This is a genomic window from Rothia sp. HMSC069C10, assembly GCF_001812205.1.
In the GTDB taxonomy this organism is placed as follows: Bacteria; Actinomycetota; Actinomycetes; order Actinomycetales; family Micrococcaceae; genus Rothia; species Rothia mucilaginosa.
Map to the genome: position 1 here is coordinate 501,701 of NZ_KV808297.1, position 24,983 is coordinate 526,683.

Here is a 24,983-nt window from a genome sequence, read left to right on the forward strand (position 1 = left end):
TTTCTTCCTGTCTGCTTTGACTCTTTAACTCTACCGGTGTGCTCTTCGATGAACAAACGTAACAGTTATATGCACCCTATAACCTTGTAACGCTCACGGTGAGTAGATACGCAAAACGCCCCGACTCTCCCGAAGGAGAAGCGGGGCGTAACGCTTCGTGAAAACCAGCGATTAACGCTTGGAGAACTGCGAAGCCTTGCGTGCCTTCTTAAGACCAGCCTTCTTACGCTCGATGACGCGTGCGTCACGGGTCAGGTAACCAGCCTTCTTCAGTGCGGGGCGGTTGTTCTCGCGGTCAATCTCGTTCAGTGCACGAGCGATACCCAGGCGCAGAGCACCTGCCTGACCGGAGGGGCCACCACCGTTGATGCGTGCGATGACGTCGTATGCACCCTCGAGCTCCAGGAGCTTGAAGGGCTGGTTGACGTCCTGCTGGTGCAGCTTGTTGGGGAAGTAGTCTTCCAGGCTACGACCGTTGATGGTCCAGTTACCGGAACCGGGCACAACGCGAACGCGTGCCACTGCTTCCTTGCGGCGACCAACTGCTGCGCCTGCAACGGTCAGTGCCGGACGTGCTGCCTTAGCCGCTGCGGGGGCAGCGGACTCCGAGGTGTAGCTGGTCAGCTCTTCCTCGACTACGATCTGCTCTTCGTTCTGAGCCACGATTTCTCCTATTGTTTCTTCGTAGGCCCGAATTACTGGGCGACCTGGTTGAATTCGTAGGTCTTGGGCTGCTGTGCCGCGTGCGGGTGCTCGGGGCCAGCGTAGACCTTCAGCTTCTTGAGCTGCTGTGCAGCAAGCTTGTTCTTGGGCAGCATGCCCTTAACAGCCTTCTCAACCGCGCGAACGGGGTTGGTCTCAAGCAGCTCTGCGTAGTTCACGGACTTCAGACCGCCGGGGTAACCCGAGTGGCGGTATGCACGCTTCTGCTCGAGCTTTGCACCGGTCAGGGCGACCTTCTCAGCGTTCACGATGATAACGAAGTCACCGGTGTCAACGTGGGGAGCAAAAGTCGGCTTGTGCTTACCGCGCAGCAGGATAGCGGTCTGGCTTGCGAGGCGGCCGAGAACAACGTCGGTGGCGTCAATGACGTGCCACTGGCGCTCGACTTCGCCGGGCTTGGGAGTATAAGTGCGCAAAATATTGGCCTTTGTCTCGAAATGTACATACGGCGCTTAGTTGGGTATCGCGCCTTTTACTTACGTGCATGACGAACACCCGGGTGAGGACCGAGCTGCCGCCCGTTCTGCCCGTACTCTAGACCGCCTTAACGTCCTGCAACTAGACAGCGATTTAGAGCGCGCTCGGGTAGAACACGCACAACATATCAAGACTATACAGGACGTCGAGTGCTTAATCCACCGCCAAAGCCTTAAAAATAGGGCTTTTTTGCCTTAAACACATTTTAAATTCCATCCGTGTAATTCATCTGAGGTAGTTGCGCTCCCCCGCGATGGTTCACGGTGCATGAGCAACGTGACGGGGCTCAATATATACAGGGCGTTAAGCGCTCTGCGCTTCGTGGTCTTCACGCTTTGCTCGAGCACGTTCCGCTTGCTCTCCATACAACTCCGGAGCAGGGTAGTAAATCTCAGCCAGAGCGAGCGCATGCGGAGGCGCCAGAGTCAGCGAAGCCTCGCGTCCCGGGTTCTCGATCCGCTCTCGCAGCCAGGCGGCGTCGCGTTTGCCCGTACCGTAGAGAACCAGCGCGCCGACAAGTGAACGCACCATGTGATGGCAGAAGGCGTCAGCCACTACGCGTACCTCAATCAGCCCGTTTTCAGTGCGGGTAAAGCTGAGTTCCCGCAGTTCACGAATGGTGGTCGCGCCTTCACGGGGTTTGCAGAAGGAGAGAAAATCGCGCAGGCCGAGTAGCTGCTGTGCCGATTCGTTCAGATCAACACAATCCAGGTGCTCGGGTACCGCCCAGGTGTAGGTACGGTGCAGGGGGTTAAGACCGTCCGCTGCACCATCTGCAATGCGGTAAACATAGCGGCGGCCGGTAGCTGAGAAGCGCGCATCAAAATCGAAGGGCACTTCGCTCACGCGGTGAATCTGAATAGCCCCCTGCAAAATACCGCGAACGTTCTTCGGCAGGTTGAGTTGTTCTTCCGCATCGTAAAGGCATCGCTGAAGAGCACCGGTGAGGCGGCGCCCCAGTGCAGCCGTCGGGTCATCTTCCCCGGTTCGCCCCTGCAGGCGAGTCCAGTCCTCATCACTCAGATCGCAATGTAGGGTCTGGGCTTCCGCATGCACACCGGCATCGGTTCGACCCGCGACCACCACGCGGTGAGGTACACGCAAAATCAGTTCAAGGGCGTTCTCAATGACTCCCTGCACGGTGACCAGGTTCGGCTGGGCAGCCCATCCGCTGAAAAGGGAACCGTCGTAAGCGCAATCAATGCGCACGCGGTGCGTAGCGATGAAGAGCGGCTCTTCGTGATTCTCTAAAGCAGTAGCGTTATGCATTGTGTGCCTTTCAGCAGTAGCGGACGGTTGAAGAATACGGACCGGCTCTTGGATAGCGAATACGCAAAGAACCGTGTCCTCTTAAGTATGCAGATACACCAATCCGCCGCCCACAGCAGTGGACGGCGGATTGACATATTTAGGCTTAGCCTAGATCAGCTGGGATCCGTATTACTCGGAAACCTTCTGTGCTGCTGCGCCACCTGCGGGGGCGTAACCTGCAGCCTCTGCCGACTCAGCGGAGTCGAACCAGATTTCAGCCTTGGTGCTGGTGTACCAGCGGGAACCGGGCACGTGGTACTTCATGGAATCGGCGTTACCCTTAACCTCGAAGCCCTCGGGAGCCTCGCCGGACTCCAGGGGTGCGTGGGAACCTGCGGGCAGGCCCTCAGCTGCTTCAGCCTTGGGAGCCTCAGCTGCCTTCTCAGCAACCTTGGTTGCCTCAGCAACTGCACCCTTGGTTGCAACGGGCTCCATGACGAGCTCGATGACTGCCATGGGAGCGTTGTCACCCTTACGGTTACCGATCTTGATGATGCGGGTGTAACCACCGGGGCGCTCTGCCATTGCCGGAGCAATAACGGTGAAGAGCTCGTGCACGACGGACTTGTCGGTGATGGAACGCAGCACGCGACGGCGAGCAGCCAGGTCGCCCTTCTTACCGAAGGTGATGAAGCGCTCTGCCACCGGACGCAGGCGCTTTGCCTTGGTCAGGGTGGTGGTGATGCGCTTGTGCTGGAACAGCTGCGCCGACAGGTTGTTGAGCATGTGGCGCTCGTGGGTCGGGGAACCGCCGAGGCGGGGACCCTTAGTGGGAGTAGGCATAGTTAAATCTCCATAGTTGCGTTCCCTAACGCCCCAGCAGCGGAGCCTCTTAGGGAATCAAGTTTGACTGATCCCGGTGGAACCGGGTGAACTATTCGGTCGAAATTATTCGCCGGAACCGTCTTCGTCATCAAGCGGGCGTGCAGCAGGCTCGAAACCGGGAGGGGAGTCCTTCAGAGCCAGGCCGAGCTCGATGAGCTTTGCCTTGACCTCGTCAATGGACTTAGCACCGAAGTTACGGATGTCCATCAGGTCAGCTTCACTGCGGGTCACGAGCTCACCCACGGTGTGGATGCCCTCGCGCTTGAGGCAGTTGTAGGAGCGGACGGACATGTTCAGGTCCTCGATCGGCAGTGCCAGATCGGCGGCCATGGACTCGTCGGCGGGCGACGGGCCAACTTCGATACCCTCAGCTGCAATGTTCAGCTCACGTGCCAGGCCGAAGAGCTCGACCAGGGTGCTGCCTGCAGAAGCAACGGCGTCACGCGGTGCGATGGCTTCCTTGGTTTCGACGTCCAGGGTCAGGCTGTCGAAGTCGGTGCGCTGCTCAACACGGGTCGCGTTCACGCTGAAGGTAACCTTCAGAACCGGGGAGTAGATGGAGTCAACCGGAATACGGCCAATCTCGCCATCGCCGACCTTGTTCTGAGCTGCAGTCACGTAGCCGCGACCGCGCTCGATAACCAGCTCAGCGTTGAAGTTTGCCGAGGCGTTCAGGGTTGCCAGGTGCAGTTCCGGGTTGTGGATCTCCACGCCAGCGGGAACCTCGATGTCGCCTGCGGTCAGTTCACCTTCGCCCTGCTTGCGCAGGTAGGCCACGACGGGCTCGTCGTTCTCAGAAGAGATGGAGAGCTTCTTGATGTTCAAGATGATCTCAGTGACGTCCTCGGTCACGCCGGGAACGGTGCTGAACTCATGCAGTACGCCATCAATGCGGACGCTGGTAACAGCGGCGCCGGGGATGGAGGACAGCAGAGTACGGCGGAGGGAGTTACCCATGGTGTAGCCGAAACCGGGCTCCAGAGGCTCGATGGTGAAGCGCGAGCGGTTGGGCGCTACGACCTCTTCAGTCAGAGTGGGGCGCTGTGCAATAAGCACTTTGTTTCCTTTCGGTGAGCTCCGCTATATGAGCCCACAGGTTGGGGAAAACATATCTTAGGAAGCAGACGGGTGTCTGTGCTCTCCGGGTACAACTCCGTGGAGTGTACCCTTCGAGGGATTAGGTCAGAGACCTAATTAGACGCGGCGGCGCTTCGGGGGACGGCAACCGTTGTGAGCAACGGGGGTAACGTCCTGGATCGAACCGACCTCGAGGCCTGCAGCCTGCAGGGAGCGGATTGCGGTTTCGCGACCGGAACCGGGGCCCTTGACGAACACGTCAACCTTGCGGACGCCGTGCTCCTTGGCGCGGTTTGCAGCAGCCTCAGCAGCCAGCTGTGCGGCGTAGGGGGTGGACTTACGGGAGCCCTTGAAGCCCATGTCGCCAGCGGAGGACCAGGAGATCACTGCACCGGTGGGATCGGTGATGGAGACGATGGTGTTGTTGAAGGTCGACTTGATGTGAGCCTGACCAGCAACGATGTTCTTGCTAACCTTGCGGCGGTTGGTCTTACGAGCTGCCGCAGCGCGAGTCTTGGGAGGCATTTTTGATTCTCCTACAAAGGTTTACTTATACGTTGGTCGGATAGAGATATCCAACAGAGCAACGTGTCTTACTTCTTCTTACCTGCGACGGTACGCTTCGGGCCCTTACGGGTACGTGCGTTAGTCTTGGTGCGCTGACCGTGAACCGGCAGGCCGCGGCGGTGGCGCAGGCCCTGGTAGGAACCGATTTCAACCTTACGGCGGATGTCAGCTGCAACCTCGCGGCGAAGATCACCTTCAACCTTGTAGTTGCCTTCGATGAAGTCACGAAGTGCCACGAGCTCCTGGTCGGTCAGGTCCTTGACGCGGGTGTCAGGGTTGACGCCGGTAGCAGCGAGGGTTTCGTGTGCACGGGTCTTGCCCACGCCGTAGATGTAAGTGAGAGCAACTTCCACGCGCTTTTCGCGGGGAATATCAACTCCAGCGAGACGTGCCATACTGGCTTCTCCTTGTTGTTTTCCAGAGGTCTATAGCATCACTGCCCGGGTTGTTCTGACCCGGTCCCCGGCCTCTGAGTCCGGAGGTATCCGAAGTCGCCTCGTGGGCGTTGCTTCGGAGCGGTGCCTATGACAATTCCGCCCTCTGTTGGAGCGGTTATGAAGTCAGCTACTAGGGATTAGCCCTGGCGCTGCTTGTGGCGCGGGTTTTCGCAGATCACCATGACCACACCGTGACGGCGGATCACCTTGCACTTATCGCAGATCGGCTTAACGCTCGGCTTGACCTTCATCGCATTCCTTTTGATTGCAACTTGATTACTGGCGAGATAAGAGGTTCCCTCACTTACGTTGGGGAACTGCGTTATCCCTTTGAACACGATTTAAACGCCGCCAGGGGCGACGTTTATCTCGGGTTTACTTGTAACGGTAGACGATACGACCTCGGGAAAGGTCGTAGGGGCTCAGTTCCACTACTACTCGGTCCTCAGGCAGGATGCGAATGTAGTGCTGACGCATCTTGCCCGAGATGTGTGCGAGAACCTTGTGGCCGTTATCCAGCTCAACACGGAACATCGCGTTGGGCAGAGCTTCAACCACAGAGCCTTCAATCTCGATGACGCCGTCTTTCTTAGCCATATCCTCCGCTAACGTCGGTGCCCGTCGCAGGTGCGGCGGGCAATTGTATCTTCTGTTTGTGAGCTCACCTCGGTGAGGTGCTAGGGCGTTTTAAGGCGCACTTAACACTGGCACAAACAACCAACTGTTAACTCTACGGCAAAGACCATGGAAAAACAACCGTGATTTTTATGACATCAGGCACTTAATGTTTAAAAGGAAGAAGCCCCTCCCCCACGTTCCTGAAAGTCTTATTGACTTCCCTCCGCAGGAAAGGGGCACCGTTCACCGGTCACAGCTCAACTGCTTAGTCTTCCTTAGCGGCAAGCTGACCGCATGCTCCATCAATATCGGAACCGCGAGTATCACGAATAGTCGTCGGAATACCGTGGGCACGCAGACGCTCCACAAAGTTCTGCTCAACGCCCTTACGGGATGCCGTCCACTTCGAACCCGGGGTCGGGTTCAGCGGAATCGGGTTCACGTGCACCCAACCACGGCCGCGCTGCGCCAGCTTCTTACCGAGCAGATCCGCACGCCAGCCCTGATCGTTAATATCGCGAATCAGCGCGTACTCAATGGAGACGCGGCGGCCGGTCGTACGGTAGTAGTCGTACGCAGCGTCCAGAGTCTCGTCGACCTTCCAACGCTGGTTAATCGGGATTAGCTCATCACGCAGCTCATCATCCGGAGCGTGCAGGGACAGCGCCAAAGTAATGGGCAGCTTCTCCAGCTCAAACTTACGAATGCCGGGCACCAGACCCACGGTCGACATGGTCAGACCACGAGCAGAAATACCGAGGCCCTCGGGGGAAGGATCAATCAGGCGGTGCACAGCACCCATGGTTGCCTTGTAGTTAGCGAGCGCCTCGCCCATACCCATGAAGACAATGTTGGAAACACGCAGCGGACGAGTATCCTCAGAGCCGCCTTCTGCTTCTTCCAGGCCCTTCATCTGCTTAAGGTAGCGGGCACCGGCAACGACCTGCTCCACAATTTCTGCAGTGGACAGGTTACGGGTCAAACCCTGCTGACCGGTTGCGCAGAAGGGGCAGTTCATACCGCAGCCAGCCTGCGAAGAGATGCACATGGTCACGCGGTTGTCATAGCGCATGATGACGGACTCGATGAGCGCACCGTCAAAGAGGCGATGCACAACCTTCAGGGTATCGCCACCGTCAGCCTCGAGGGTACGGACCGGGGTCAGAAGCTGGGGCATCGCCTGTGCGACCATCTGCTCGCGGTCCTTAGCCGGCAGGTCAGTCATTTCGGCGGGGTCAGTGACCAGACGCTCAAAATAGTGCTTGGACAGCTGGGACGCACGGAACGACTGGTAGCCCAGTTCCTTCAGAAATTCGCGGCGACCAGCCATGTCGAAGTCAGCGATGTGCTTGGGCGGCTTCGCACGGCGCGGTGCTTTCAAGGCAATCTGGCCGGGTGCGGGGCGAACGTTCGAGATTTCAACCGGCACCTTGGTCGTAGCGGGTGCGGTTGCCTCGCTGCTGTTGAGAGTTTCGCTCATGGAGCTTCTTCCTTGTGATGTGGATGCTTTCGGATGCGCTATCACGCACCGGACCGGATTCGCCGGTTTCTTCGGGTGGAGGTGGGGCAGCTAAAGGTGGGTTCCCCTCCCCAGCGGTGAGAGTTAGGCGGGGATCGGAACCGGGATTACGCCGAAGCGAGCAAGTTCGCTGGCGCCGCCGTCTTCTGCGGTCAGAACCCAGATGCCGTCGCTGTGCACAGCAACGGAGTGCTCCCACTGGCACGCATCGGAGCCGTCAACGGTCACAACGGTCCAGTCATCGGAGAGCACCTTGGTCTCGATGGAACCGGTGACGAGCATCGGTTCGATAGCGAAAGCCATGCCGGGCTTGATCTTCGGGCCCATGTCACGTACTGCGTAGTTCAGTACGTCCGGCGCCATGTGCATCTGGGAACCGATACCGTGACCCACGTAGTCTTCAATGATGCCGTACTTGTCGCCATATTCTTCGGTCACGTACGCTTCGATGGCAAGACCAATTTCGCCGACCTTCTTTGCGGTTGCCAGAGCAGCAATACCGTGCCACATTGCCTCGCGAGTGACGGCGGAGAGCTCCGCGCGGGCTTCGCTTACGTTATCACCAACCAGCACAGTACGTGCCGAGTCACCGTGCCACTGGCGGTTGGTGGCGGGGTCGATGACGTATGCGCCACCGTCGATGGAGAGAATATCGCCGTCCTTGAGCACGTAGCCGCCGGGGATGCCGTGAACAACCTCGTGGTTGACGGAGGTGCATACGGTCGCCGGGTAGTCGTAGTAGCCGTAGAAGTTGGAGGTGCCGCCCAGCTCCAGCATGGTGCGTTCAAAGGCGGCGTTCACCTCTGCGGTGGTTACGCCGGGGCGGGCTGCCGCCACTGCCGCATCGAGTGCACGGCTGGTAATGACGCCTGCACGAGCCATCTGCTGAAGCTGTGCATTGGTTTTGATTTCGACTCGTGCCATTCTGACTCCTTAGGTATGTGGGGCGGTACGCCCAAGCTTAGAACTCTACAGACAGCACTGTACCCCCGCAAGTCTTTGTGATGCATCATGCACCTCAAATTGCGGGGGTACAGCAGAAGGTTACTTCAGAGCGTCGAGGATACGCTCGGTGACTTCAGCAATCTCGCCGAGGCCGTTAACTTCCTTGACGATGCCGCGTTCGCGGTAGATTGCGATCAGCGGTGCGGTCTCTTCTTCGTAGACCTTCAGACGGTGACGGATGACCTCTTCGTTGTCATCGGTGCGACCCTGCTCTGCTGCGCGGTTAAGCAGACGCTCGACGAGTTCGTCGTTGTCTGCAACCAGCAGGAGAACGCGGTCGATCTTCTCGCCCTTGGCTTCGAGGATGGAGTCCAGCTCGTGCACCTGGGAGGTGTTACGGGGGTAGCCGTCGAGCAGGAAGCCGTTGACGACGTCGCTTTCCTCCAGGCGTGCGCGCACCATGTTGTTGGTGACGGAGTCGGGAACCAGGTTGCCGGAGTCGATGTACGACTTCGCTTCTTTGCCCAGCTCGGTCTCTTCCTTGATGTTCTTGCGGAAGATATCACCGGTGGAAATCGCGGGAATCTTCAGCGCTTCAGCAATCTTGACGGCCTGGGTGCCCTTACCTGCACCGGGAGGGCCGACGATGAGCAGACGGTTCATCGGAGCAGTCCTTCGTAGTTTCGTTGTTGGAGCTGAGCGTTGATCTGCTTGAGAGTATCAAGACCAACACCCACCACGATCAGCAGCGAGGCGCCGCCGAACGGGAAATTCTGGTTTGCGTTGAATAGGATAAGCGCTACCAGGGGAATCATGGAAATTACACCCAGGTAAAGTGCGCCAGGCAACGTAATTCGGTTGAGTACGTAGCTGAGGTAACGCTCGGTGGGCTTACCGGCACGGATACCGGGGATGAAGCCACCGTACTTCTTCATATTGTCCGCTACTTCTACCGGGTCGAAGGTGACCGCCACGTAGAAGTACGCGAAGCCAATAATCATGAAGAAGTAGAGAGCAATGTACAGCGGGTGATCGCCGCGCACCAGGTATGCGTTGATCCAGTTAACCCAGTCCGGCGGAGTGGAGCCGTCGGTGGGGGTGTTGAACTGGGCGATCAGACCGGGCAGGGTCAGCAGGGAGGAGGCGAAGATCAGGGGGATCACGCCTGCCATGTTGACCTTCAACGGAATGTAGGTACTGGTGCCACCAATGGTGCGTCGACCAATCATGCGCTTTGCGTACTGCACGGGGATACGGCGAACAGACTGCTCCACGTAGACCACAGCGAGCATGACCAGCAGGCCGATGCCGCAGACAGCTGCGAAGATACCCCAACCGTGGGTGCGCTGGATGGAACCCAGAGCGCTCGGGAAGGAAGAAGCGATGGAGGTGAAGATCAGCAGGGACATGCCATTGCCGACGCCACGCTCGGTAATCTGCTCACCCATCCACATGATGACGGTGGTACCCGCACACAGGGTGACGATAATCAGCAGGATGTGCAGTACGTCGTCCTGGGGGATGATGCCGGGGCAGTTGCCCAGCAGAACGCCGGAGCGCGCCATCGAGACGATGGTGGTTGCGTTCAGCAGAGCAAGAGCGATGGTCAGGTAGCGGGTGTACTGGGTGAGCTTTGCCTGACCCTGCGCGCCTTCATCGTGCAACTCCTGGAATCGCGGGATGACCACGCGCAGCAGCTGGATGATAATGGACGCGGTAATGTACGGCATCACGCCGAGGGCAAAGATCGAAAGCTGCAGCAGTGCGCCACCACTGAAGAGGTTGACGATATCGTAGACGCCACCGCTCGTAACATTGGCGTTCAGACACTGCTGTACATTTCCGTAGGAAACGCCTGGCGCGGGGATGAAAGTGCCCACGCGGTACAGCACAATCATTGCCAGGGTAAACAGCAGCTTACGCCGCAAATCGGCGGTCTTAACGACTCGCCCGAATGCGCTCAGCACATGTCCTCCTGTAAGTCTATGGGGCGCCCATCCCTCTCAAGGAGTTTTAGGGCGCAGTAAACACATCTTCCAGTCTATCGTGTTTGGAGCGGGTAACGATAACTCCCTAGCAGATTATGTAGCTTTTATATTCTCTTAGCGTGATTTTTGAACACTAAATGTGGCGTGCACCAAGCGTTCAAATATACGAATACAGGAATATACCCTTGTTATGAATCTTTCCGAGCAGCAAAAAGCCCCCGCCGTATAGTGTACGGACGGGGGCTTTCTCGTCTTGAAGACTACTTAACGGTTACAGAACCGCCAGCGGCCTCGATCTTCTCGATAGCGGAAGCCGATGCCTTGTCGACAACAACGTTCACCTTGACGGAGATTTCGCCGTTGCCCAGAACCTTCACGAGCTCGTTCTTACGAACGGCACCCTTAGCAACCAGTGCCTCGACGGTGACGTCGCCACCGTTGGGGAACAGTTCCTGGATGCGGTCCAGGTTAACAACCTGGTACTCGGTGCGGAAGGGGTTCTTGAAGCCGCGCAGCTTCGGCAGGCGCATGTGCAGCGGCAGCTGGCCGCCTTCGAAGCCTGCACGAACCTGGTAACGTGCCTTGGTACCCTTGGTACCGCGACCTGCAGTCTTACCCTTGGAGCCTTCACCGCGGCCAACGCGGGTCTTTGCCTTGTGGGCACCCGGTGCCGGGCGCAGATCGTGAATCTTGATAGCTTCTGCCATCTTTACTTGACCTCCTCAACCTTCACCAGGTGAGCAACGGTGTTAACCATGCCAACGGTGACGGGGTCAGCAGTGCGGACTACCTTGTTGCCGGGGCGCTTGAGGCCCAGGGAACGCAGGGTGTCGCGCATGTTCTGCTTCTGACCAACATAGGACTTGACCTGGGTGATTTCCAGCTTTGCGTCGCTGGGCTGAATACGCTTGGCCATTACTACGCACCTGCCTTTTCAGACTTGGTGTTGCGCAGGTAGCTGGGGATAACCTCATCGGTGGGCAGGCCGCGGCGGGCTGCCACTGCCAGGGGCTCCTCAAGCTCCTTGAGTGCTGCAACAGTTGCGTGAACGATGTTGATCTGGTTCGAGGAACCGAGCGACTTGGACAGCACATCGTGAATGCCTGCGCACTCGAGTACTGCACGCACGGGGCCACCTGCGATAACACCGGTACCAGCGGTTGCCGGACGGAGCATCACAACGCCTGCAGCTGCTTCACCCTGCACGCGGTGCGGGATGGTGCGGCCTTCGATGCGGGGAACGCGGAAGAAATTCTTCTTTGCTTCCTCGACACCCTTGGAGATTGCTGCGGGAACTTCCTTAGCCTTACCGTAGCCAACGCCGACCAGGCCGTTACCGTCACCAACGACGACCAGTGCGGTGAAGCTGAAGCGACGACCACCCTTGACGACCTTGGAAACGCGGTTGATGGTCACAACGCGCTCGATGTACTTGTCCTTCTCCTCCTCGCGAGCGCGGTTGTTACGGCGCTCACCACGGCCACGACGCTCGCCGCGGTTGTTGCGGCGCTCCTCGCGCTGGTTGGAGGTCTCAGCGGTTTCAGCTACTACTGCTTCGCTCACCTGAGTTTCCTTTACGTTCTGCTCGCTCATTAGAGTGCAAGACCTCCCTCGCGTGCACCGTCAGCAACGGCTGCAACACGGCCGTGGTACTTGTTACCACCGCGGTCGAACACGACTGCCTCAACACCAGCTGCCTTGGCGCGCTCTGCAACGAGCTCACCAACGCGCTTTGCCTTAGCGGTCTTGTCCAGGTCAGCTGCACGCAGCTCTGCTTCCATGGTGGAAGCGGATGCCAGGGTTACGCCCTTGACATCGTCGATAACCTGAACGAACATGTGACGGGTCGAACGGGTGACGCACAGGCGCGGACGCGCAGCGGTACCCGAAACGTACTTGCGGATGCGAGCGTGACGACGTGCACGCTGCGCTGCCTTCGACTTGATAGCCATGTTTACTTACCAGCCTTTCCGACCTTGCGGCGGATGTGCTCACCTGCGTAGCGAACACCCTTACCCTTGTAGGGATCGGGCTTACGCAGACCACGAATGTTTGCTGCAACCTGACCAACGAGCTGCTTGTCGATACCCGACACGGTCAGCTTGTTAGCACCCTCCACTGCGAAGGTAATACCCTCGGGAGCGGTGATGTTGATCGGGTGGGAGTAGCCCAGAGCGAACTCCAGGCCGTTACCCTTCGGGGTCACACGGTAACCGGTACCAACGATTTCCAGCTTCTTCTCGTAGCCGGAGGTAACGCCGATAATCAGGTTCTGAATCAGGGTACGAGTCAGACCGTGCAGCGAGCGAGACAGGCGCTCGTCGTTCGGACGAGATACAACGATCTCGTTTTCGTTCAGAGCCACGGTGATGGGGGAAGCTACCTTGTGGGAAAGCTCGCCCTTCGGGCCCTTAACGGTGACCAGGTTGCCATCGACCTTAACCTCAACGCCGGCGGGAACCGAGATGGGGAGACGTCCAATACGTGACATTATTCTCTTCCTTTCTCTTCTAACCGACTACCAGATGTAAGCGATGACTTCGCCGCCCACGCCCTTCTTCGCTGCCTGCTTGTCAGTGAGCAGACCCGAAGAGGTGGACAGGATTGCGATGCCGAGGCCACCCAGAACCTGGGGCAGGTTGGTGGACTTTGCGTAGGTACGCAGGCCCGGCTTGGAAATACGACGCACGCCAGCGATGGAACGCTCGCGGGACGGACCGTACTTGAGGACGAGGGTCAGGGTCTTGCCGACCTTTGCATCCTCAACCTTCACGTCGGCGATGTAGCCCTCAGCCTTCAGGATCTCTGCAATGCGAGCCTTCAGCTTGGAGTAGGGCATGGATACGGTGTCGTGGTATGCGGAGTTTGCGTTACGCAAACGGGTCAGCATATCTGCGACCGGATCAGTCATAGTCATTGTGGGCTTTAGCCCTTCCTCGTTGTGGTTTCCCTACCCCGCGGTAACGGGGTCTGGACCTACAACGTAGTCGTTAGTTGGTCTTGAACGGGAAGCCCAGTGCCTTCAGGATTGCACGGCCTTCTTCGTCGGTCTTCGCGGAGGTCACCACGGTGATGTCCATACCACGCACGCGGTCGATCGAGTCCTGATCGATTTCGTGGAACATGGACTGCTCGGTCAGACCGAAGGTGTAGTTACCGTTACCGTCGAACTGGCGGTCCGAGAGGCCGCGGAAGTCGCGGATTCGGGGCAGTGCCAGGGTGACGAGGCGGTCCAGGAATTCCCACATGCGGTCGCCACGCAGGGTGACGTGTGCACCAATGGGCATACCTTCGCGCAGCTTGAACTGTGCGATGGACTTCTTAGCGCGGGTAACAATCGGCTTCTGACCGGTGATTGCGGTGAGATCGCGGATTGCGCCGTCCATGAGCTTTGCGTCGCGAGCTGCCTCGCCGACACCCATGTTTACGACGACCTTAACGATCTTCGGGGTCTGCATGACGTTCTCGTACTTGAACTCTTCCTGCAGAGCGGGAACGACGACCTCAGCGTACTTGGTCTTGAAGCGGGGGGTGATCTTGGTTTCGGTCATTAGATGTCCTTACCCGAACGCTTAGCAACGCGCACGCGAACGGTGCGCTCCTTGCCGTCACGCTCTACAGTCTCGAGGCGGAAACCAACACGGGTCGGCTTCTTGGTCTCGGGGTCAACAATCGCAACGTTAGAAACGTGGATCGGTGCCTCAACCTTCTGAATGCCGCCTGCTGCGCCGGTCAGGGGGTTAGCCTTGGTGTGCTTGGTGACGACCTTGACGCCCTCAACAATCACGCGGTTTTCCTTGGGGAGAACCTTCAGAACCTTGCCCTGCTTGCCCTTATCTGCACCGGAAATAACCTGAACCAGGTCGCCGGACTTGATCTTAGCCATGAATTAGAGCACCTCCGGAGCCAGCGAAACGATCTTCATGAACTTCTTGTCGCGAAGCTCACGACCCACGGGGCCGAAGATACGGGTACCACGGGGATCACCATCAGTGTTCTTCAGGATCACTGCGGAGTTCTCGTCGAACTTGATGTAGGAGCCGTCGGGACGACGGGTTTCCTTCTTGGTGCGGACGACGACTGCCTTAACAACGTCACCCTTCTTTACGGTACCGCCGGGGATTGCATCCTTGACGGTTGCGACAATGATGTCGCCAATGCCTGCGTAGCGACGCGAGGAACCACCGAGAACACGGATGGTCAGGATTTCCTTCGCACCAGTGTTGTCGGCGACCTTCAGTCGCGACTCCTGCTGAATCATATTTCTCCTGTCGTCTCGCCGGTTCCGACTCGCCTTAGGCGCGAGCCAGCCTTGCGGAACATTTTTACGGGATTGGTTGACGCCCCGGGCCCCATCTCTATGGAAGGGGTTAGCGGAAACGCCTGGGGCAAACCCATGCCAGAAGCATTTGGACCCGCGTGAAGCGGGCGTATCCCACCCGTAAGTAGCGGCATTATGCACTGGCACGAGAAGCCCGTGGTTGTGCGGCTATTTGGATACAGCCACACAGTCTTAACACTGTACAGGAAGCAGGTATCTAGCGCAAGGGCTTGTTAACTATGATTTCGGTCTCCACTACCCTATCCACCAAGACAATGCATGTATCGGATGTCAAAAACCTCATACCCCACATCAACACCGAGCGAGAAGGTGGCTTATTTGACACTTAAAGCAGGAGGCCCCTTCGTATAGTTCCTGACGCATAAGAAACTGAAGGGGCCTCGAGAAATCTACCAAACAATGTGTCAAACAAGGATGGTAGATATTTATATTTTACTACGCTTTAATGCTCCTCCACGACAGACTTGCCGCTGCCTAGCGATAGGATTACCCAGTCTTACTCCCCCACCCCGCTAGTGCGCGCACAGGGTTAGAGAGCGCCAGTGATTATTTTGGGTATGCCGACTGCTCTTCACTCTGCAGCTATGAGATATATACTTTCGCAATACCATCACGAACGATAGGACGAGGAGCTTCTCCCGGCCGGCTTTCTTCCGCAGCCTCACGGTATTCGCCAGAGCGTGCATCCAGCACGCAGGAAACCTCAATTGCGGGATAATCCCCCGCCTTGTCGATAGCGATGACGCTCCCGTCCTTCAGCAGGACCTGGTGATTAATACGGGTCGGGGCTGCCTGCAAGGTCTCGATGATGGTTCGATTGAGCGTGTCAATGACAGTGATAGTTCCACCGCCAGCAACTGCAGGATCTCCCTTACCGCCAAAATCAGCAACATAGAGCAGCTGGCGTTCTGCATCGAGCAAGATATCGGTGGGCATTTTGCCGAATGGAAGATAAGCGAGGTGTTCCCCCTCAAAACTCAGAACATATAGACCGCCGTTTTTACCCTCGCGCCCCTGTGCAGAGACATACAGTTCGCCGCGCGTTGAATCAATCTCCACACCGTGAATACCGATTGGAGCATTGGCGTCTTCCCCGCCAGTTACGGGTAGCCTACGTACGAGCCCCCAGCTGTTCATGTCCACAACCCAGATTTCATCTCGCATAATATTCGGGATGTACAGGCGGCTACGAGCTTCATCAGCTACGGGCCCTAGTAGCATAGCGGGATCGTCTCCTTGAAGAGAGCTAACCGCGCGTACTCCTTCTGCGTTAGGTGCAGAGATTACCTGGTAACCACCCATTCCGGTCACGAGTACAGCACCGCTGGGTGCAACGTATAGCTCACGCGGAATTAGCATCTCCACTCCTAGAACGAGAGAATCCCATACGAGCGCCAGGTCTTTTTGAGAGTATGCGGCTACTGATTTTGTGCGGGTTCCTCCGGTCCAGAGAAGCTCCCGCTCGTTGTCTGCTGCTAGACCGTAGGCAGCCTGGATTTGGAAGAGGTTCTCTAACCCGGGGTTATTTTCCGGGATAGCAGGCAGAACAGCCGTCTTCTCAATCTGCAGGGTATCTGCGTTTATGCGTGCAATTGTTGCGCAGAGAGTACCGTGGCTCTTTGTGTGATTGAAGCTTCCGCTTACGAAAAGAACGTTCTCTTCGGGGTTATATGCCACTTGATACTGCCCAGCGAGTCCCGCAAAACGATCCATGGAAAAACGGTTGGCGTCCAGGGTGCTCTTCTGCCCTTCTCCTGCGGCTGAGGGAACCATAGATATCTCCAGAGTTGTGTAGGTTGGAGGCTAGCTCACCTCATATTTTGCGGGCTTAGCATTCGGAGCTTTCTGTTATATATCTTACGCTTCACCCTCCACTTTGAGGCTTTTCTGGCGTAGTCCATGCGCTGCGCCGTTCGTGGCCAAGGTACCCTATATCGGCAATACTCATTGCTCTCCCCCGGGATCTGAGTGAGGTGGATTTACTCAACGAAAACTTCGCAGTCTGCATATAATCAGCACAAAAGACATCTATCTAGAGATATTGATAGATTATAGAATTTATAAGCTTATCCTGAGGCGTCTGGCGCCATGGATTTCGTAATATTTCGTCACCTCTGAACCCTTCTCAAAGCAGCGTTCCGAAAAAATCTGGTTAAAAATTTAGAAATTAAGGGTTGTTTTTTCAAAAATCAAGTTTTTTGGTAATAAACGCGCTTCAAGGTGCGAAAATCAGCGAGATGTACCATAATAGAAGAGACGCATGCGTCAAATAAGAGGTTCGGTCCTTATCGGACAGATTTCTTGGGTCCCTTTTTCCTCGCTAATCCGTTTGTCTAGGGACCGAACCTCGCTTTGACACTAAACCCGCACTTCGGTGCGGGTTTTCTTTATATCTGAGGGGCTAGAACCCTAGATTTTATTCTTTGGGGCTGTTAAATCGTCAAATATGGGCGAGCGAGTGCAGAGAGGGCGCCCCCGCTGCTACTTCTGCCCCTGGTCTAGGTCTTCCGCCTGTATAACAGGCATGTGGGCAAGCTGAAAGGGGCGGTACCCATCGCTTTGATGGGTACCGCCCCTTTCAACGTGTATCGGCAGTTTCAGAGAGTCAATCGGGTTCTTGAATATCTAGCAGTTCCCGCTCTATCTCTTTTGCTACTACCGAGCGGTAGTATCGTGGGCTGCCGTGGGGTACGGACTATGCCTTGCGGCGACGTGCTACCAGTACAGTTGCACCGATAACCAGAGCAAGAACGCCGATTCCAGCTGCAACGACAACGCCCGAAGCACCGGTGTTAGCCAGCGAAGACTTCGAGGTGCTCGAGGCGGTGGAGCCGTTGCTGGAAGAGGTGACGTTCTGCGACGAAGATCCGGAGGTCTTCGGAGCAGCGTTGTCCTTCTTCTGGGTCTCGGAGTTCAAAGAATCCACGGGAGCCTTGGACTGGTCCTTAGCGTTTTCCTTTACCTGTTCCTTGGATTCTGCCGGTGCGGAAGGCGCTGCAGAAGGATCAGTTACAGGGGCGTTAGCCGGCTCGGAGGTCTTCGGTTCCGAAACCTTCGGTGCAGGTGCCTGGTTCTCAACGCTGAAGGTGTATTCTGCAGCCACACCACCGCGCACGTTATCGTTCTCGGTCAGGGAACCGGAGAGCAGGTAGATAGCAACGCTATCGCCGGTCTTCAGTTCTTCAGTCAGGTTAGAGTTTGCCACGGTGGGGCGGTCGATGGTTGCGGTGAAGTTACCATTTTCGTCCGCCTTGATGTATGCCCAGATGCCTGCGCTATTGCCTTCAACGCCTTCGAGCTTGGGCTCTTCCTTCGCGGAAATAGCGCCCTTGTTCAGCTTGACCGCGATAACGGAGCCCTTACCGTCCAGAGTCTTGAAGCCTTCACCGCGGAAGGTCAGCTTCTGGCCGTCCCAAGTCTTGGGGAAGTAGACCTTAGCGCCGTCCTTGTACTCGTGCACAACCTCATTGGAATTTGCGCTTTCGGAGGGTGCCGGGGTGCTCGGCTCAGGCTTAGCAGACTCACTCGGAGCCGGAGTAGTCGGCTCAGGCTTAGCAGACTCGCTCGGAGCCGGAGTGGGCTCGTTGCCATCAGGCAGGCTCAGCTTAGTACCGGCGGGGTAAGTGGTAGTCACGCCAGAGGGAGCAGCAGCGACCTGGGTAGTTTCTGCCGGTGCGCAGGTCGCAGCGGTGTCTGCCTTCTTCTCTGCAACAGTTGCGGAGAGCGCTTCACCACCACGTGCGGTATCGCCTTCAACCATGGAGCCGGAGAGCAGGAAGACAGATACCTTATCGCCGCTCTTCAGGTTTTCCTTCAGGTTGGAGTTTTCAGTGGTCGGGTACGGCAGCTCAGCGGTGAAGTTACCATTCTCATCTGCTTGGATGTACGCCCAGACGCCGGCGCTGTTGCCCTCAGCACCGTTGAGCTTCGGCTCTTCCTTCGCGGAGATGCGGCCCTTGTTCAGCTTGACTGCGAGTACGGAGCCCTTTGAACCGTCCTGAGTCTTGAAACCTTCGCCACGCAGCTTCAGAGTTTCACCGGTGGTCCAGTCCTTCACGGCGTAGAGCTTTGCGCCGTCGGCGTAGGTCTTCACCAGTTCTTCAGAAGAAGTCTGTGCAGCAGGCTTCGCGCTGGTTTCAACGGTGGTGTTGATCTTCACCATGACGCCGGGAGTAATCGGGGAGTCCGCGTTGTCCTTACCCTTGGGCTCGGTGCTAGAGGTGCGGTATTCGCCGGTGGTCTTATCGATGGTGTAGTCGGTTTCGATAGCGGAAGCGCCTTCAATGCTGCGTGCTACAGCGTATGCACTGCCGTCTGCGGTGACCAGAACATCATTTGCGCCGCTGGTCGCACCGGTAGACACCTGAGAAACAACGGTGCCGGTTCGTGCATCAACAACACCGACGTTGCCGGTACCGTAATCGGTCACGTACAGCAGGTCACGGGCTTCGTCGGAGGCGAGAGCGAGGGCCTGGTTGCCGAAAGGAATGGTCTTCTTGTAGGCACCAGTTTCCAGGTCGTAGACGGTGATACCGGAGTTAGTGCCCTTACGGTCACCCTGGGTGCTGACGTAGATTTCCTTCAGGGACTTGTCGATAGTGACGTCCGAGGGGTTCAGAGTAGCTTCAGCATTTTCCTTGTGCAGCTGAATGGTCTTCTCAACCTCGTAGCTCTTGGTGTCAATCACCTTCACGGTGCCGGCACTCAAGGAGGGTACGTAGAGCTTGCCATCAGCGGAGTCTACGTGCATGTTCATTGCGATGTCAGATTCGCCCTTGGCGTCGGTGAATTCAATCTTCTTGACCAGGGCGTGCAGGGTGGTGTCGAAGACACTAATGCCGCCCGAGCCAGATACAAAGACCTTGCCGCTAGAGGGGTCGATGCGTACCTCGCGGGGGTGGTTAACGTCGCCTTCTGCGCTACTCCAGATAATCTTGTTGGTCGCGGGATCGAAGACAGATACCTTGTTGACGCGGGTCTGGGTCACCCATACGTATCCGGTTGCTTCGTCGTAGGCAATACCGTAGGGAGATTCAATCTGCTTGCCGGTCGGTGCGGTAGCGCCACGTGCAATAAAGTCCGTGGTCGGGAACTGGTAGACAGTAGCAAGGCTCGGGGTGGATGCAACGTTCCAGGTGCCGACGCCACCGGTCAGAATCGGCGGGCGTCCGGAGGAGAAGGAAGTGTAGAGGGAGGAGGTTGCGGCCGAGTATGCCAGCTGGTACTGGCCGGGCAGGCCCTGGTACTGGGTAGCGCTCACTGCAATGTGGCGGCATTCCTCAGTGGAGTTCTGGGAGTTCCCGCCGGGAACGGATGCGGAGACGTTTGCCGCAAAGGTAGCAGGAACGGCAGCGAAAGAGCCTGCAACAACGGAAAGTGCGCCAGCAATGGCGAGCAGCTTACGTGAGGGCTTGGGCGAAGAAGTCATGATGATCCTCGATGATGTGTAGTGGTACTTCTCCAAAGGTCGTGCAACCTCCGGAAGGTGCAAAGCCACCCGACTGATTATTAGGCAAGGTTACGCTAAGCAACTATAAAGTTGATAATAAGTCCCTAATCAGGTTGTTTTCAAGTGTTGCTCATCGGATTCCGCAGTCCCCAGGCGCCTTACTCACGTATTACTTTTCATTTTTTCGCCCTAATTCCGCCTCCACATGCGTTTTCTTCTCTAGCAGCGTCTACTCATGGATTGCGCCATCAACGCGAGAGAAAAATATTGCTTTCTCGTATGACATATCAAGACATTTATGACAAATGTTGTCTTAGCGCCTGTTATTAGCCCGTGCCATAGGGCGCCTGCCCCGGTTTTTCCCGTACAAAGGTTAAAAGCAAAGAGCCCCTCTCCTACCGAAGTAGGAGAGGGGCTCTTTTACTGCTCTAGCAGAGAGTCATGAAGAGAGCTTACTTAGCCTTCTCGATGATCTCCACGATACGCCAGCGCTTGGAAGCGGACAGCGGACGGGTCTCTGCAATCAGAACGAGGTCACCGATGCCAGCAGCGTTCTGCTCATCGTGTGCCTTGATCTTGGAGCTACGGCGAACGACCTTGCCGTACAGTGCGTGCTTCACGTGGTCCTCGACCTCGACGACAACGGTCTTGTCCATCTTGTCGGAGACAACGTAGCCGCGGCGGGTCTTGCGGTAGCCGCGCTCTTCGTTCTTTACTTCACTCACTTGGACTCACCTTCAGTTGCGGGACGAATACCGAGCTCGCGCTCACGCAGCACGGTGTAGATACGTGCGATGTCGCGCTTGATAGTGCGGCGACGACCTGCGTTAGCCTGACCGGTGACTTCCTGGAAGCGGATGTTGAAGAGTTCCTTCTTCGCTTCGCTCAGCTTTGCAGCCAGCTCTTCGTTGGAGAGCTCTGCGAGCTTATCGATGCTCAGGTCCTTGGATCCTACTGCCATCTCGCTTATTCACCACCTTCGCGGCGACGCACAACACGTGCCTTCATCGGGAGCTTGTGGATTGCCAGGCGCATTGCCTCGCGAGCCACTTCTTCGGACACACCGGAGAGTTCAAACATGACTCGACCCGGCTTGACATTTGCGACCCACCACTCGGGCGAACCCTTACCGGAACCCATACGGGTTTCAGCGGGCTTCTTGGTCAGCGGACGGTCGGGATAAATGTTGATCCAGACCTTACCGCCACGCTTGATGTGACGGGTCATTGCGATACGTGCAGCCTCAATCTGGCGGTTGGTCACGTATGCGGGCGACAGGGCCTGAATGCCCCACTCACCGAAGCTAACCTCGGTGCCGCCCTTTGCGAGACCACTACGCTTGGGGTGGTGCTGCTTGCGGTACTTTACTCGACGGGGAATAAGCATTTATGCCTCACCGTTCTCTGCAGTCTTGGCCTCGACCTTTGCCGAAGCGTTCTCGTTGCGGCGCTCGCGACGAGGACCACGGTTGCCCTGGCGGCGGCGGTCACCATCGCGGCGGTTGCCACGGCGGTTGTTTGCTGCCTGCTGAGCTGCCAGCTCCTTGTCGGTCAGGTCGCCCTTGTAGATCCAGACCTTCACGCCGATGCGACCGAAGGTGGTCTTAGCCTCGAAGAAGCCGTAGTCGATGTTCGCACGCAGGGTGTGCAGGGGCACACGGCCTTCGCGGTAGAACTCGGAACGGGACATTTCAGCGCCACCCAGACGGCCGGAGCACTGGATACGGATACCCTTTGCGCCTGCACGCTGTGCGGACTGGATTGCCTTCTTCATTGCACGGCGGAATGCAACACGCGATGCGAGCTGCTCTGCGATGCTCTGTGCAACCAGCTGAGCGGAGAGGTCGGGGTTAGCAACCTCGAGGATGTTCAGCTGAATCTGCTTGTTGGTGAGCTTCTCGAGCTCGCCGCGGATGCGGTCTGCTTCTGCGCCACGGCGGCCAATCACGATACCGGGACGAGCGGTGTGGATGTCCACACGCACGCGGTCACGGGTACGCTCGATCTCGACCTTTGCAACGCCTGCGCGATCCAGGTTCTTAGCCAGCAGCTCGCGGATCTTTACGTCCTCGCGGACGAAGTCAGCGTAACGCTCGCCGGGCTTGTTGGAATCAGCGAACCACTTGGAGACGTGGTCAGTGGTGATGCCCAGTCGGAAACCGTTCGGGTGAATTTTCTGACCCATTTAGCGGTCCTCCTCCTTCTCCGGGGTAGCAACTACCACGGTGATGTGGCTGGTGCGCTTGTTGATTCGGTATGCGCGACCCTGAGCGCGGGGCTGAATGCGCTTCATGGTCGGGCCCTCGTTCACGAATGCTTCGCTGATGAACAGCTCTTCCTCGCGGAAGGGCAGACCCTGCTGGGTTGCCTTCTGACGAGCGTTAGCTACTGCCGAAGCAACGATCTTGTATACCGGTTCCGAAGCTGCCTGGGGGGCGAACTTCAGAATCGCCAGAGCCTCTTCCGCCTGCTTACCACGGATCAGGTTGACGACACGGCGGGCCTTCATAGGCGTAACGCGAACGAAACGCGCTGATGCCTTGGCTTCCATTGCCTATCTCTCTTTCGTCTATTGCCGAAAGGGAAACGTTAGCTTATCGGTGTGAACCGATTAGCGACGCTTGCCCTTACGGTCGTCCTTCACGTGGCTGCGGAAAGTGCGGGTCGGAGCAAACTCACCGAGCTTGTGACCAACCATCGACTCGGTGATGAACACCGGCACGTGCTTGCGACCGTCGTACACTGCGATGGTGTGACCGAGCATGTCGGGGATAATCATCGAGCGACGCGACCAAGTCTTGATTACGTTCTTGGTGCCCTTCTCGTTCTGAGCTGCAACCTTCAGGTAGAGGTGCTGATCAACGAAAGGGCCCTTCTTCAAACTACGAGGCATGTTTCAGGCTCCTTAGCGCTTCTTGCCAGTACGACGGCGACGAACGATGAGCTTGTCGCTTTCCTTGTTGGGACGGCGGGTACGACCCTCGGGCTTACCGTTGGGGTTAACCGGGTGACGACCACCGGAGGTCTTACCTTCACCACCACCGTGCGGGTGGTCAACCGGGTTCATGACCACACCACGAACGGTCGGGCGGATGCCCTTCCAGCGGTTACGGCCTGCCTTACCCCAGTTGATGTTGGACTGCTCAGCGTTGCCAACTTCACCAACGGTTGCGCGGCAGCGAACATCCACGTTGCGGATTTCGCCGGAGGGCAGACGGAGCTGACCGTACTTACCTTCCTTAGCAACCAGCTGTACAGAAGCACCTGCGGAACGAGCCAGCTTTGCGCCGCCACCGGGGCGGAGCTCGACACAGTGAATCACGGTACCAACGGGGATGTTGCGCAGGGGCAGGTTGTTACCGGGCTTGATGTCAGCTGCGGGGCCGGACTCGACGATGTCGCCCTGAGCGAGCTTGTTCGGAGCGATGATGTAGCGCTTGGAACCATCGAAGTAGTGCAGCAGCGCGATGCGAGCGGTACGGTTGGGATCGTACTCGATGTGTGCAACGCGTGCGTTAACGCCGTCCTTGTCGTGACGACGGAAGTCGATCAGACGGTACTGGCGCTTGTGGCCGCCACCCTTGTGACGGGTGGTGATGCGGCCGGTGTTGTTACGGCCGCCGGTCTTGTGAAGCGGACGAAGCAGGGACTTTTCCGGGGTGGAGCGGGTGATCTCGGAGAAATCAGCAACGCTCGAACCGCGGCGACCCGGGGTCGTCGGCTTGTACTTACGAATACCCATTTAGATATTTCTTCCTTCGTTAAAGTGGTCTCCGCGGGGCTTATGCCTGCGGACCGCCGAAGATGTCGATGGTGCCTTCCTTGAGGGTCACAATCGCACGCTTGGTGTTCTTGCGAGCGCCCCAACCGAAACGGGTGCGCTTGCGCTTGCCCTGACGGTTGATGGTGTTGACGGAAGCAACCTTGACGTCAAAGATCTTCTCGATGGCCTGCTTGATTTCCAGCTTGTTGGAATCGGTAGCGACCTCGAAGGTGTACTTACCTTCGTCGAGCTGACCGTAGCTCTTCTCGGAAACGACGGGAGCGATGATCACGTCGTATACAGACTTGGTGGAAACGCTCATTACTTAGCGCCCTCCTTCTTCTGAGCTGCAGCAACGAATGCGTCGAATGCTGCCTTGGTGAAGACCACGTCGTCAGAAACCAGCACATCGTAGGTGTTGAGCTGATCTGCGTACAGAACGTGGACGTTCTCCAGGTTACGTGCGGACAGAGCCACAACGTCCTCTGCACGAGCAATCACAAGAAGGATGTTCTTGCGCTCGGTGATAGCTGCGAATGCAGCCTTTGCAGCCTTGGTCGAGGGGGTTTCACCGGAGATGAAGTTCTCGACAACGTGGACGCGGTCGTGACGAGCGCGGTCGGAGAGAGCACCGCGCAGTGCAGCGGCGATCATCTTCTTGGGGGTGCGCTGTGCGTAGTTACGCGGGGTCGGACCGTGAACAACGCCACCGCCGGTCATGTGCGGTGCACGGATGGAGCCCTGACGTGCGTTACCGGTACCCTTCTGCTTGAAGGGCTTACGGCCTGCACCGGAAACCTCGCCGCGGTTCTTGGTCTTGTGGGTGCCCTGGCGTGCAGCAGCGAGCTGTGCAACGACAACCTGGTGCAGCAGGGGCACGGATGCCTGCGCGTCGAAAATCTCTGCGGGCAGGTCTACCTTAAGGGTCTTAACAGCCATGATG

Annotated in this window: 33 protein-coding genes; all 33 read right to left on the minus strand. The window is 57.4% G+C overall.

Annotated elements, in window-relative coordinates; all coding sequences use genetic code 11:
• Positions 1 to 171 precede the first annotated feature (171 nt).
• A complete protein-coding gene (gene rpsI, locus HMPREF2842_RS04250; RefSeq protein ID WP_005505036.1) occupies positions 172 to 663 on the minus strand; it encodes a 30S ribosomal protein S9 in 492 nt (163 codons plus the stop codon).
• A gap of 32 nt (positions 664 to 695) precedes the next feature.
• Positions 696 to 1,139, minus strand: a complete 444-nt coding sequence (gene rplM, locus HMPREF2842_RS04255; RefSeq protein ID WP_005505035.1) for a 50S ribosomal protein L13 — start codon at positions 1,137 to 1,139, stop codon at positions 696 to 698.
• A 364-nt stretch (positions 1,140 to 1,503) separates the two neighbouring features.
• Positions 1,504 to 2,469 carry a tRNA pseudouridine(38-40) synthase TruA gene (gene truA / locus HMPREF2842_RS04260; RefSeq protein ID WP_070642937.1) on the minus strand — a complete coding sequence of 322 codons (966 nt, stop codon included), beginning with the start codon at positions 2,467 to 2,469 and terminating at the stop codon, positions 1,504 to 1,506.
• A 171-nt stretch (positions 2,470 to 2,640) separates the two neighbouring features.
• Positions 2,641 to 3,294, minus strand: a complete 654-nt coding sequence (gene rplQ / locus HMPREF2842_RS04265) for a 50S ribosomal protein L17 (RefSeq protein WP_070633784.1) — start codon at positions 3,292 to 3,294, stop codon at positions 2,641 to 2,643.
• Positions 3,295 to 3,399: 105 nt separating this feature from the next.
• Positions 3,400 to 4,392, minus strand: coding sequence for a DNA-directed RNA polymerase subunit alpha (locus tag HMPREF2842_RS04270; protein WP_005505031.1), 993 nt, complete (start codon positions 4,390 to 4,392; stop codon positions 3,400 to 3,402).
• Between the two features lie 138 nt (positions 4,393 to 4,530).
• Positions 4,531 to 4,938: a 30S ribosomal protein S11 gene (gene rpsK / locus HMPREF2842_RS04275; protein WP_005505028.1), complete on the minus strand. Its 408-nt coding sequence runs from the start codon at positions 4,936 to 4,938 to the stop codon at positions 4,531 to 4,533.
• 68 nt (positions 4,939 to 5,006) lie between these two features.
• Positions 5,007 to 5,375, minus strand: a complete 369-nt coding sequence (gene rpsM, locus HMPREF2842_RS04280) for a 30S ribosomal protein S13 (protein ID WP_005505026.1) — start codon at positions 5,373 to 5,375, stop codon at positions 5,007 to 5,009.
• 179 nt (positions 5,376 to 5,554) lie between these two features.
• Positions 5,555 to 5,668: a 50S ribosomal protein L36 gene (rpmJ, locus tag HMPREF2842_RS04285; RefSeq protein WP_004005257.1), complete on the minus strand. Its 114-nt coding sequence runs from the start codon at positions 5,666 to 5,668 to the stop codon at positions 5,555 to 5,557.
• Positions 5,669 to 5,792: 124 nt separating this feature from the next.
• Complete coding sequence (gene infA, locus HMPREF2842_RS04290; RefSeq protein ID WP_005505018.1) at positions 5,793 to 6,014, minus strand: translation initiation factor IF-1; 222 nt, start codon at positions 6,012 to 6,014, stop codon at positions 5,793 to 5,795.
• A 286-nt stretch (positions 6,015 to 6,300) separates the two neighbouring features.
• Positions 6,301 to 7,515, minus strand: coding sequence for a dual-specificity RNA methyltransferase RlmN (gene rlmN / locus HMPREF2842_RS04295; RefSeq protein WP_049349259.1), 1,215 nt, complete (start codon positions 7,513 to 7,515; stop codon positions 6,301 to 6,303).
• Positions 7,516 to 7,638: 123 nt separating this feature from the next.
• Positions 7,639 to 8,478 carry a type I methionyl aminopeptidase gene (gene map / locus HMPREF2842_RS04300; protein ID WP_049338086.1) on the minus strand — a complete coding sequence of 280 codons (840 nt, stop codon included), beginning with the start codon at positions 8,476 to 8,478 and terminating at the stop codon, positions 7,639 to 7,641.
• Positions 8,479 to 8,598: 120 nt separating this feature from the next.
• Complete coding sequence (locus tag HMPREF2842_RS04305; RefSeq protein WP_005505015.1) at positions 8,599 to 9,162, minus strand: adenylate kinase; 564 nt, start codon at positions 9,160 to 9,162, stop codon at positions 8,599 to 8,601.
• Positions 9,159 to 10,466 (minus strand): preprotein translocase subunit SecY, encoded by a 1,308-nt coding sequence (gene secY, locus HMPREF2842_RS04310; RefSeq protein WP_005505014.1) that lies wholly within the window; start codon positions 10,464 to 10,466, stop codon positions 9,159 to 9,161. Before secY ends, HMPREF2842_RS04305 begins: the two co-directional genes overlap by 4 nt.
• Positions 10,467 to 10,747: 281 nt before the next feature.
• A complete protein-coding gene (gene rplO, locus HMPREF2842_RS04315; RefSeq protein WP_005505008.1) occupies positions 10,748 to 11,194 on the minus strand; it encodes a 50S ribosomal protein L15 in 447 nt (148 codons plus the stop codon).
• Positions 11,195 to 11,196: 2 nt separating this feature from the next.
• Positions 11,197 to 11,403, minus strand: a complete 207-nt coding sequence (gene rpmD, locus HMPREF2842_RS04320; protein WP_004005265.1) for a 50S ribosomal protein L30 — start codon at positions 11,401 to 11,403, stop codon at positions 11,197 to 11,199.
• Between the two features lie 2 nt (positions 11,404 to 11,405).
• Entirely contained in the window at positions 11,406 to 12,050 is a 645-nt protein-coding gene (gene rpsE / locus HMPREF2842_RS04325; RefSeq protein ID WP_171840195.1) for a 30S ribosomal protein S5, read from the minus strand.
• A gap of 29 nt (positions 12,051 to 12,079) precedes the next feature.
• Entirely contained in the window at positions 12,080 to 12,439 is a 360-nt protein-coding gene (gene rplR / locus HMPREF2842_RS04330; protein WP_005505006.1) for a 50S ribosomal protein L18, read from the minus strand.
• 2 nt (positions 12,440 to 12,441) lie between these two features.
• Positions 12,442 to 12,978 carry a 50S ribosomal protein L6 gene (gene rplF, locus HMPREF2842_RS04335; protein ID WP_070642940.1) on the minus strand — a complete coding sequence of 179 codons (537 nt, stop codon included), beginning with the start codon at positions 12,976 to 12,978 and terminating at the stop codon, positions 12,442 to 12,444.
• A 27-nt stretch (positions 12,979 to 13,005) separates the two neighbouring features.
• Complete coding sequence (gene rpsH / locus HMPREF2842_RS04340; RefSeq protein WP_005505003.1) at positions 13,006 to 13,404, minus strand: 30S ribosomal protein S8; 399 nt, start codon at positions 13,402 to 13,404, stop codon at positions 13,006 to 13,008.
• Between the two features lie 73 nt (positions 13,405 to 13,477).
• Entirely contained in the window at positions 13,478 to 14,038 is a 561-nt protein-coding gene (gene rplE / locus HMPREF2842_RS04345; RefSeq protein ID WP_005505001.1) for a 50S ribosomal protein L5, read from the minus strand.
• Positions 14,038 to 14,373: a 50S ribosomal protein L24 gene (gene rplX, locus HMPREF2842_RS04350; RefSeq protein ID WP_005504988.1), complete on the minus strand. Its 336-nt coding sequence runs from the start codon at positions 14,371 to 14,373 to the stop codon at positions 14,038 to 14,040. Before rplX ends, rplE begins: the two co-directional genes overlap by 1 nt.
• Before the next feature lie 3 nt (positions 14,374 to 14,376).
• Complete coding sequence (gene rplN / locus HMPREF2842_RS04355) at positions 14,377 to 14,748, minus strand: 50S ribosomal protein L14 (protein WP_005504986.1); 372 nt, start codon at positions 14,746 to 14,748, stop codon at positions 14,377 to 14,379.
• A 663-nt stretch (positions 14,749 to 15,411) separates the two neighbouring features.
• Positions 15,412 to 16,602, minus strand: coding sequence for a YncE family protein (locus HMPREF2842_RS04360; protein ID WP_070642943.1), 1,191 nt, complete (start codon positions 16,600 to 16,602; stop codon positions 15,412 to 15,414).
• A 922-nt stretch (positions 16,603 to 17,524) separates the two neighbouring features.
• Positions 17,525 to 20,257, minus strand: coding sequence for an LPXTG cell wall anchor domain-containing protein (locus tag HMPREF2842_RS04365; RefSeq protein WP_070642945.1), 2,733 nt, complete (start codon positions 20,255 to 20,257; stop codon positions 17,525 to 17,527).
• Positions 20,258 to 20,730: 473 nt separating this feature from the next.
• Entirely contained in the window at positions 20,731 to 21,003 is a 273-nt protein-coding gene (rpsQ, locus tag HMPREF2842_RS04370; RefSeq protein WP_005508401.1) for a 30S ribosomal protein S17, read from the minus strand.
• Positions 21,000 to 21,239: a 50S ribosomal protein L29 gene (gene rpmC, locus HMPREF2842_RS04375; protein WP_005504969.1), complete on the minus strand. Its 240-nt coding sequence runs from the start codon at positions 21,237 to 21,239 to the stop codon at positions 21,000 to 21,002. Before rpmC ends, rpsQ begins: the two co-directional genes overlap by 4 nt.
• Positions 21,240 to 21,244: 5 nt before the next feature.
• The gene (gene rplP / locus HMPREF2842_RS04380; protein WP_005504968.1) at positions 21,245 to 21,664 is read right to left on the minus strand and encodes a 50S ribosomal protein L16; all 420 of its coding nucleotides are present in this window, start codon (positions 21,662 to 21,664) and stop codon (positions 21,245 to 21,247) included.
• The gene (rpsC, locus tag HMPREF2842_RS04385; RefSeq protein ID WP_005504966.1) at positions 21,665 to 22,462 is read right to left on the minus strand and encodes a 30S ribosomal protein S3; all 798 of its coding nucleotides are present in this window, start codon (positions 22,460 to 22,462) and stop codon (positions 21,665 to 21,667) included.
• Entirely contained in the window at positions 22,463 to 22,828 is a 366-nt protein-coding gene (rplV, locus tag HMPREF2842_RS04390) for a 50S ribosomal protein L22 (RefSeq protein WP_005504964.1), read from the minus strand. It lies immediately after the preceding gene.
• Between the two features lie 60 nt (positions 22,829 to 22,888).
• Complete coding sequence (gene rpsS / locus HMPREF2842_RS04395; RefSeq protein ID WP_004005282.1) at positions 22,889 to 23,170, minus strand: 30S ribosomal protein S19; 282 nt, start codon at positions 23,168 to 23,170, stop codon at positions 22,889 to 22,891.
• A 12-nt stretch (positions 23,171 to 23,182) separates the two neighbouring features.
• Positions 23,183 to 24,019, minus strand: coding sequence for a 50S ribosomal protein L2 (rplB, locus tag HMPREF2842_RS04400; protein WP_005504961.1), 837 nt, complete (start codon positions 24,017 to 24,019; stop codon positions 23,183 to 23,185).
• A 40-nt stretch (positions 24,020 to 24,059) separates the two neighbouring features.
• A complete protein-coding gene (gene rplW / locus HMPREF2842_RS04405) occupies positions 24,060 to 24,362 on the minus strand; it encodes a 50S ribosomal protein L23 (protein WP_005504959.1) in 303 nt (100 codons plus the stop codon).
• The gene (rplD, locus tag HMPREF2842_RS04410; protein WP_005504957.1) at positions 24,362 to 24,979 is read right to left on the minus strand and encodes a 50S ribosomal protein L4; all 618 of its coding nucleotides are present in this window, start codon (positions 24,977 to 24,979) and stop codon (positions 24,362 to 24,364) included. The genes rplW and rplD overlap by 1 nt, the downstream gene beginning before the upstream one ends.
• Positions 24,980 to 24,983 lie beyond the last annotated feature (4 nt).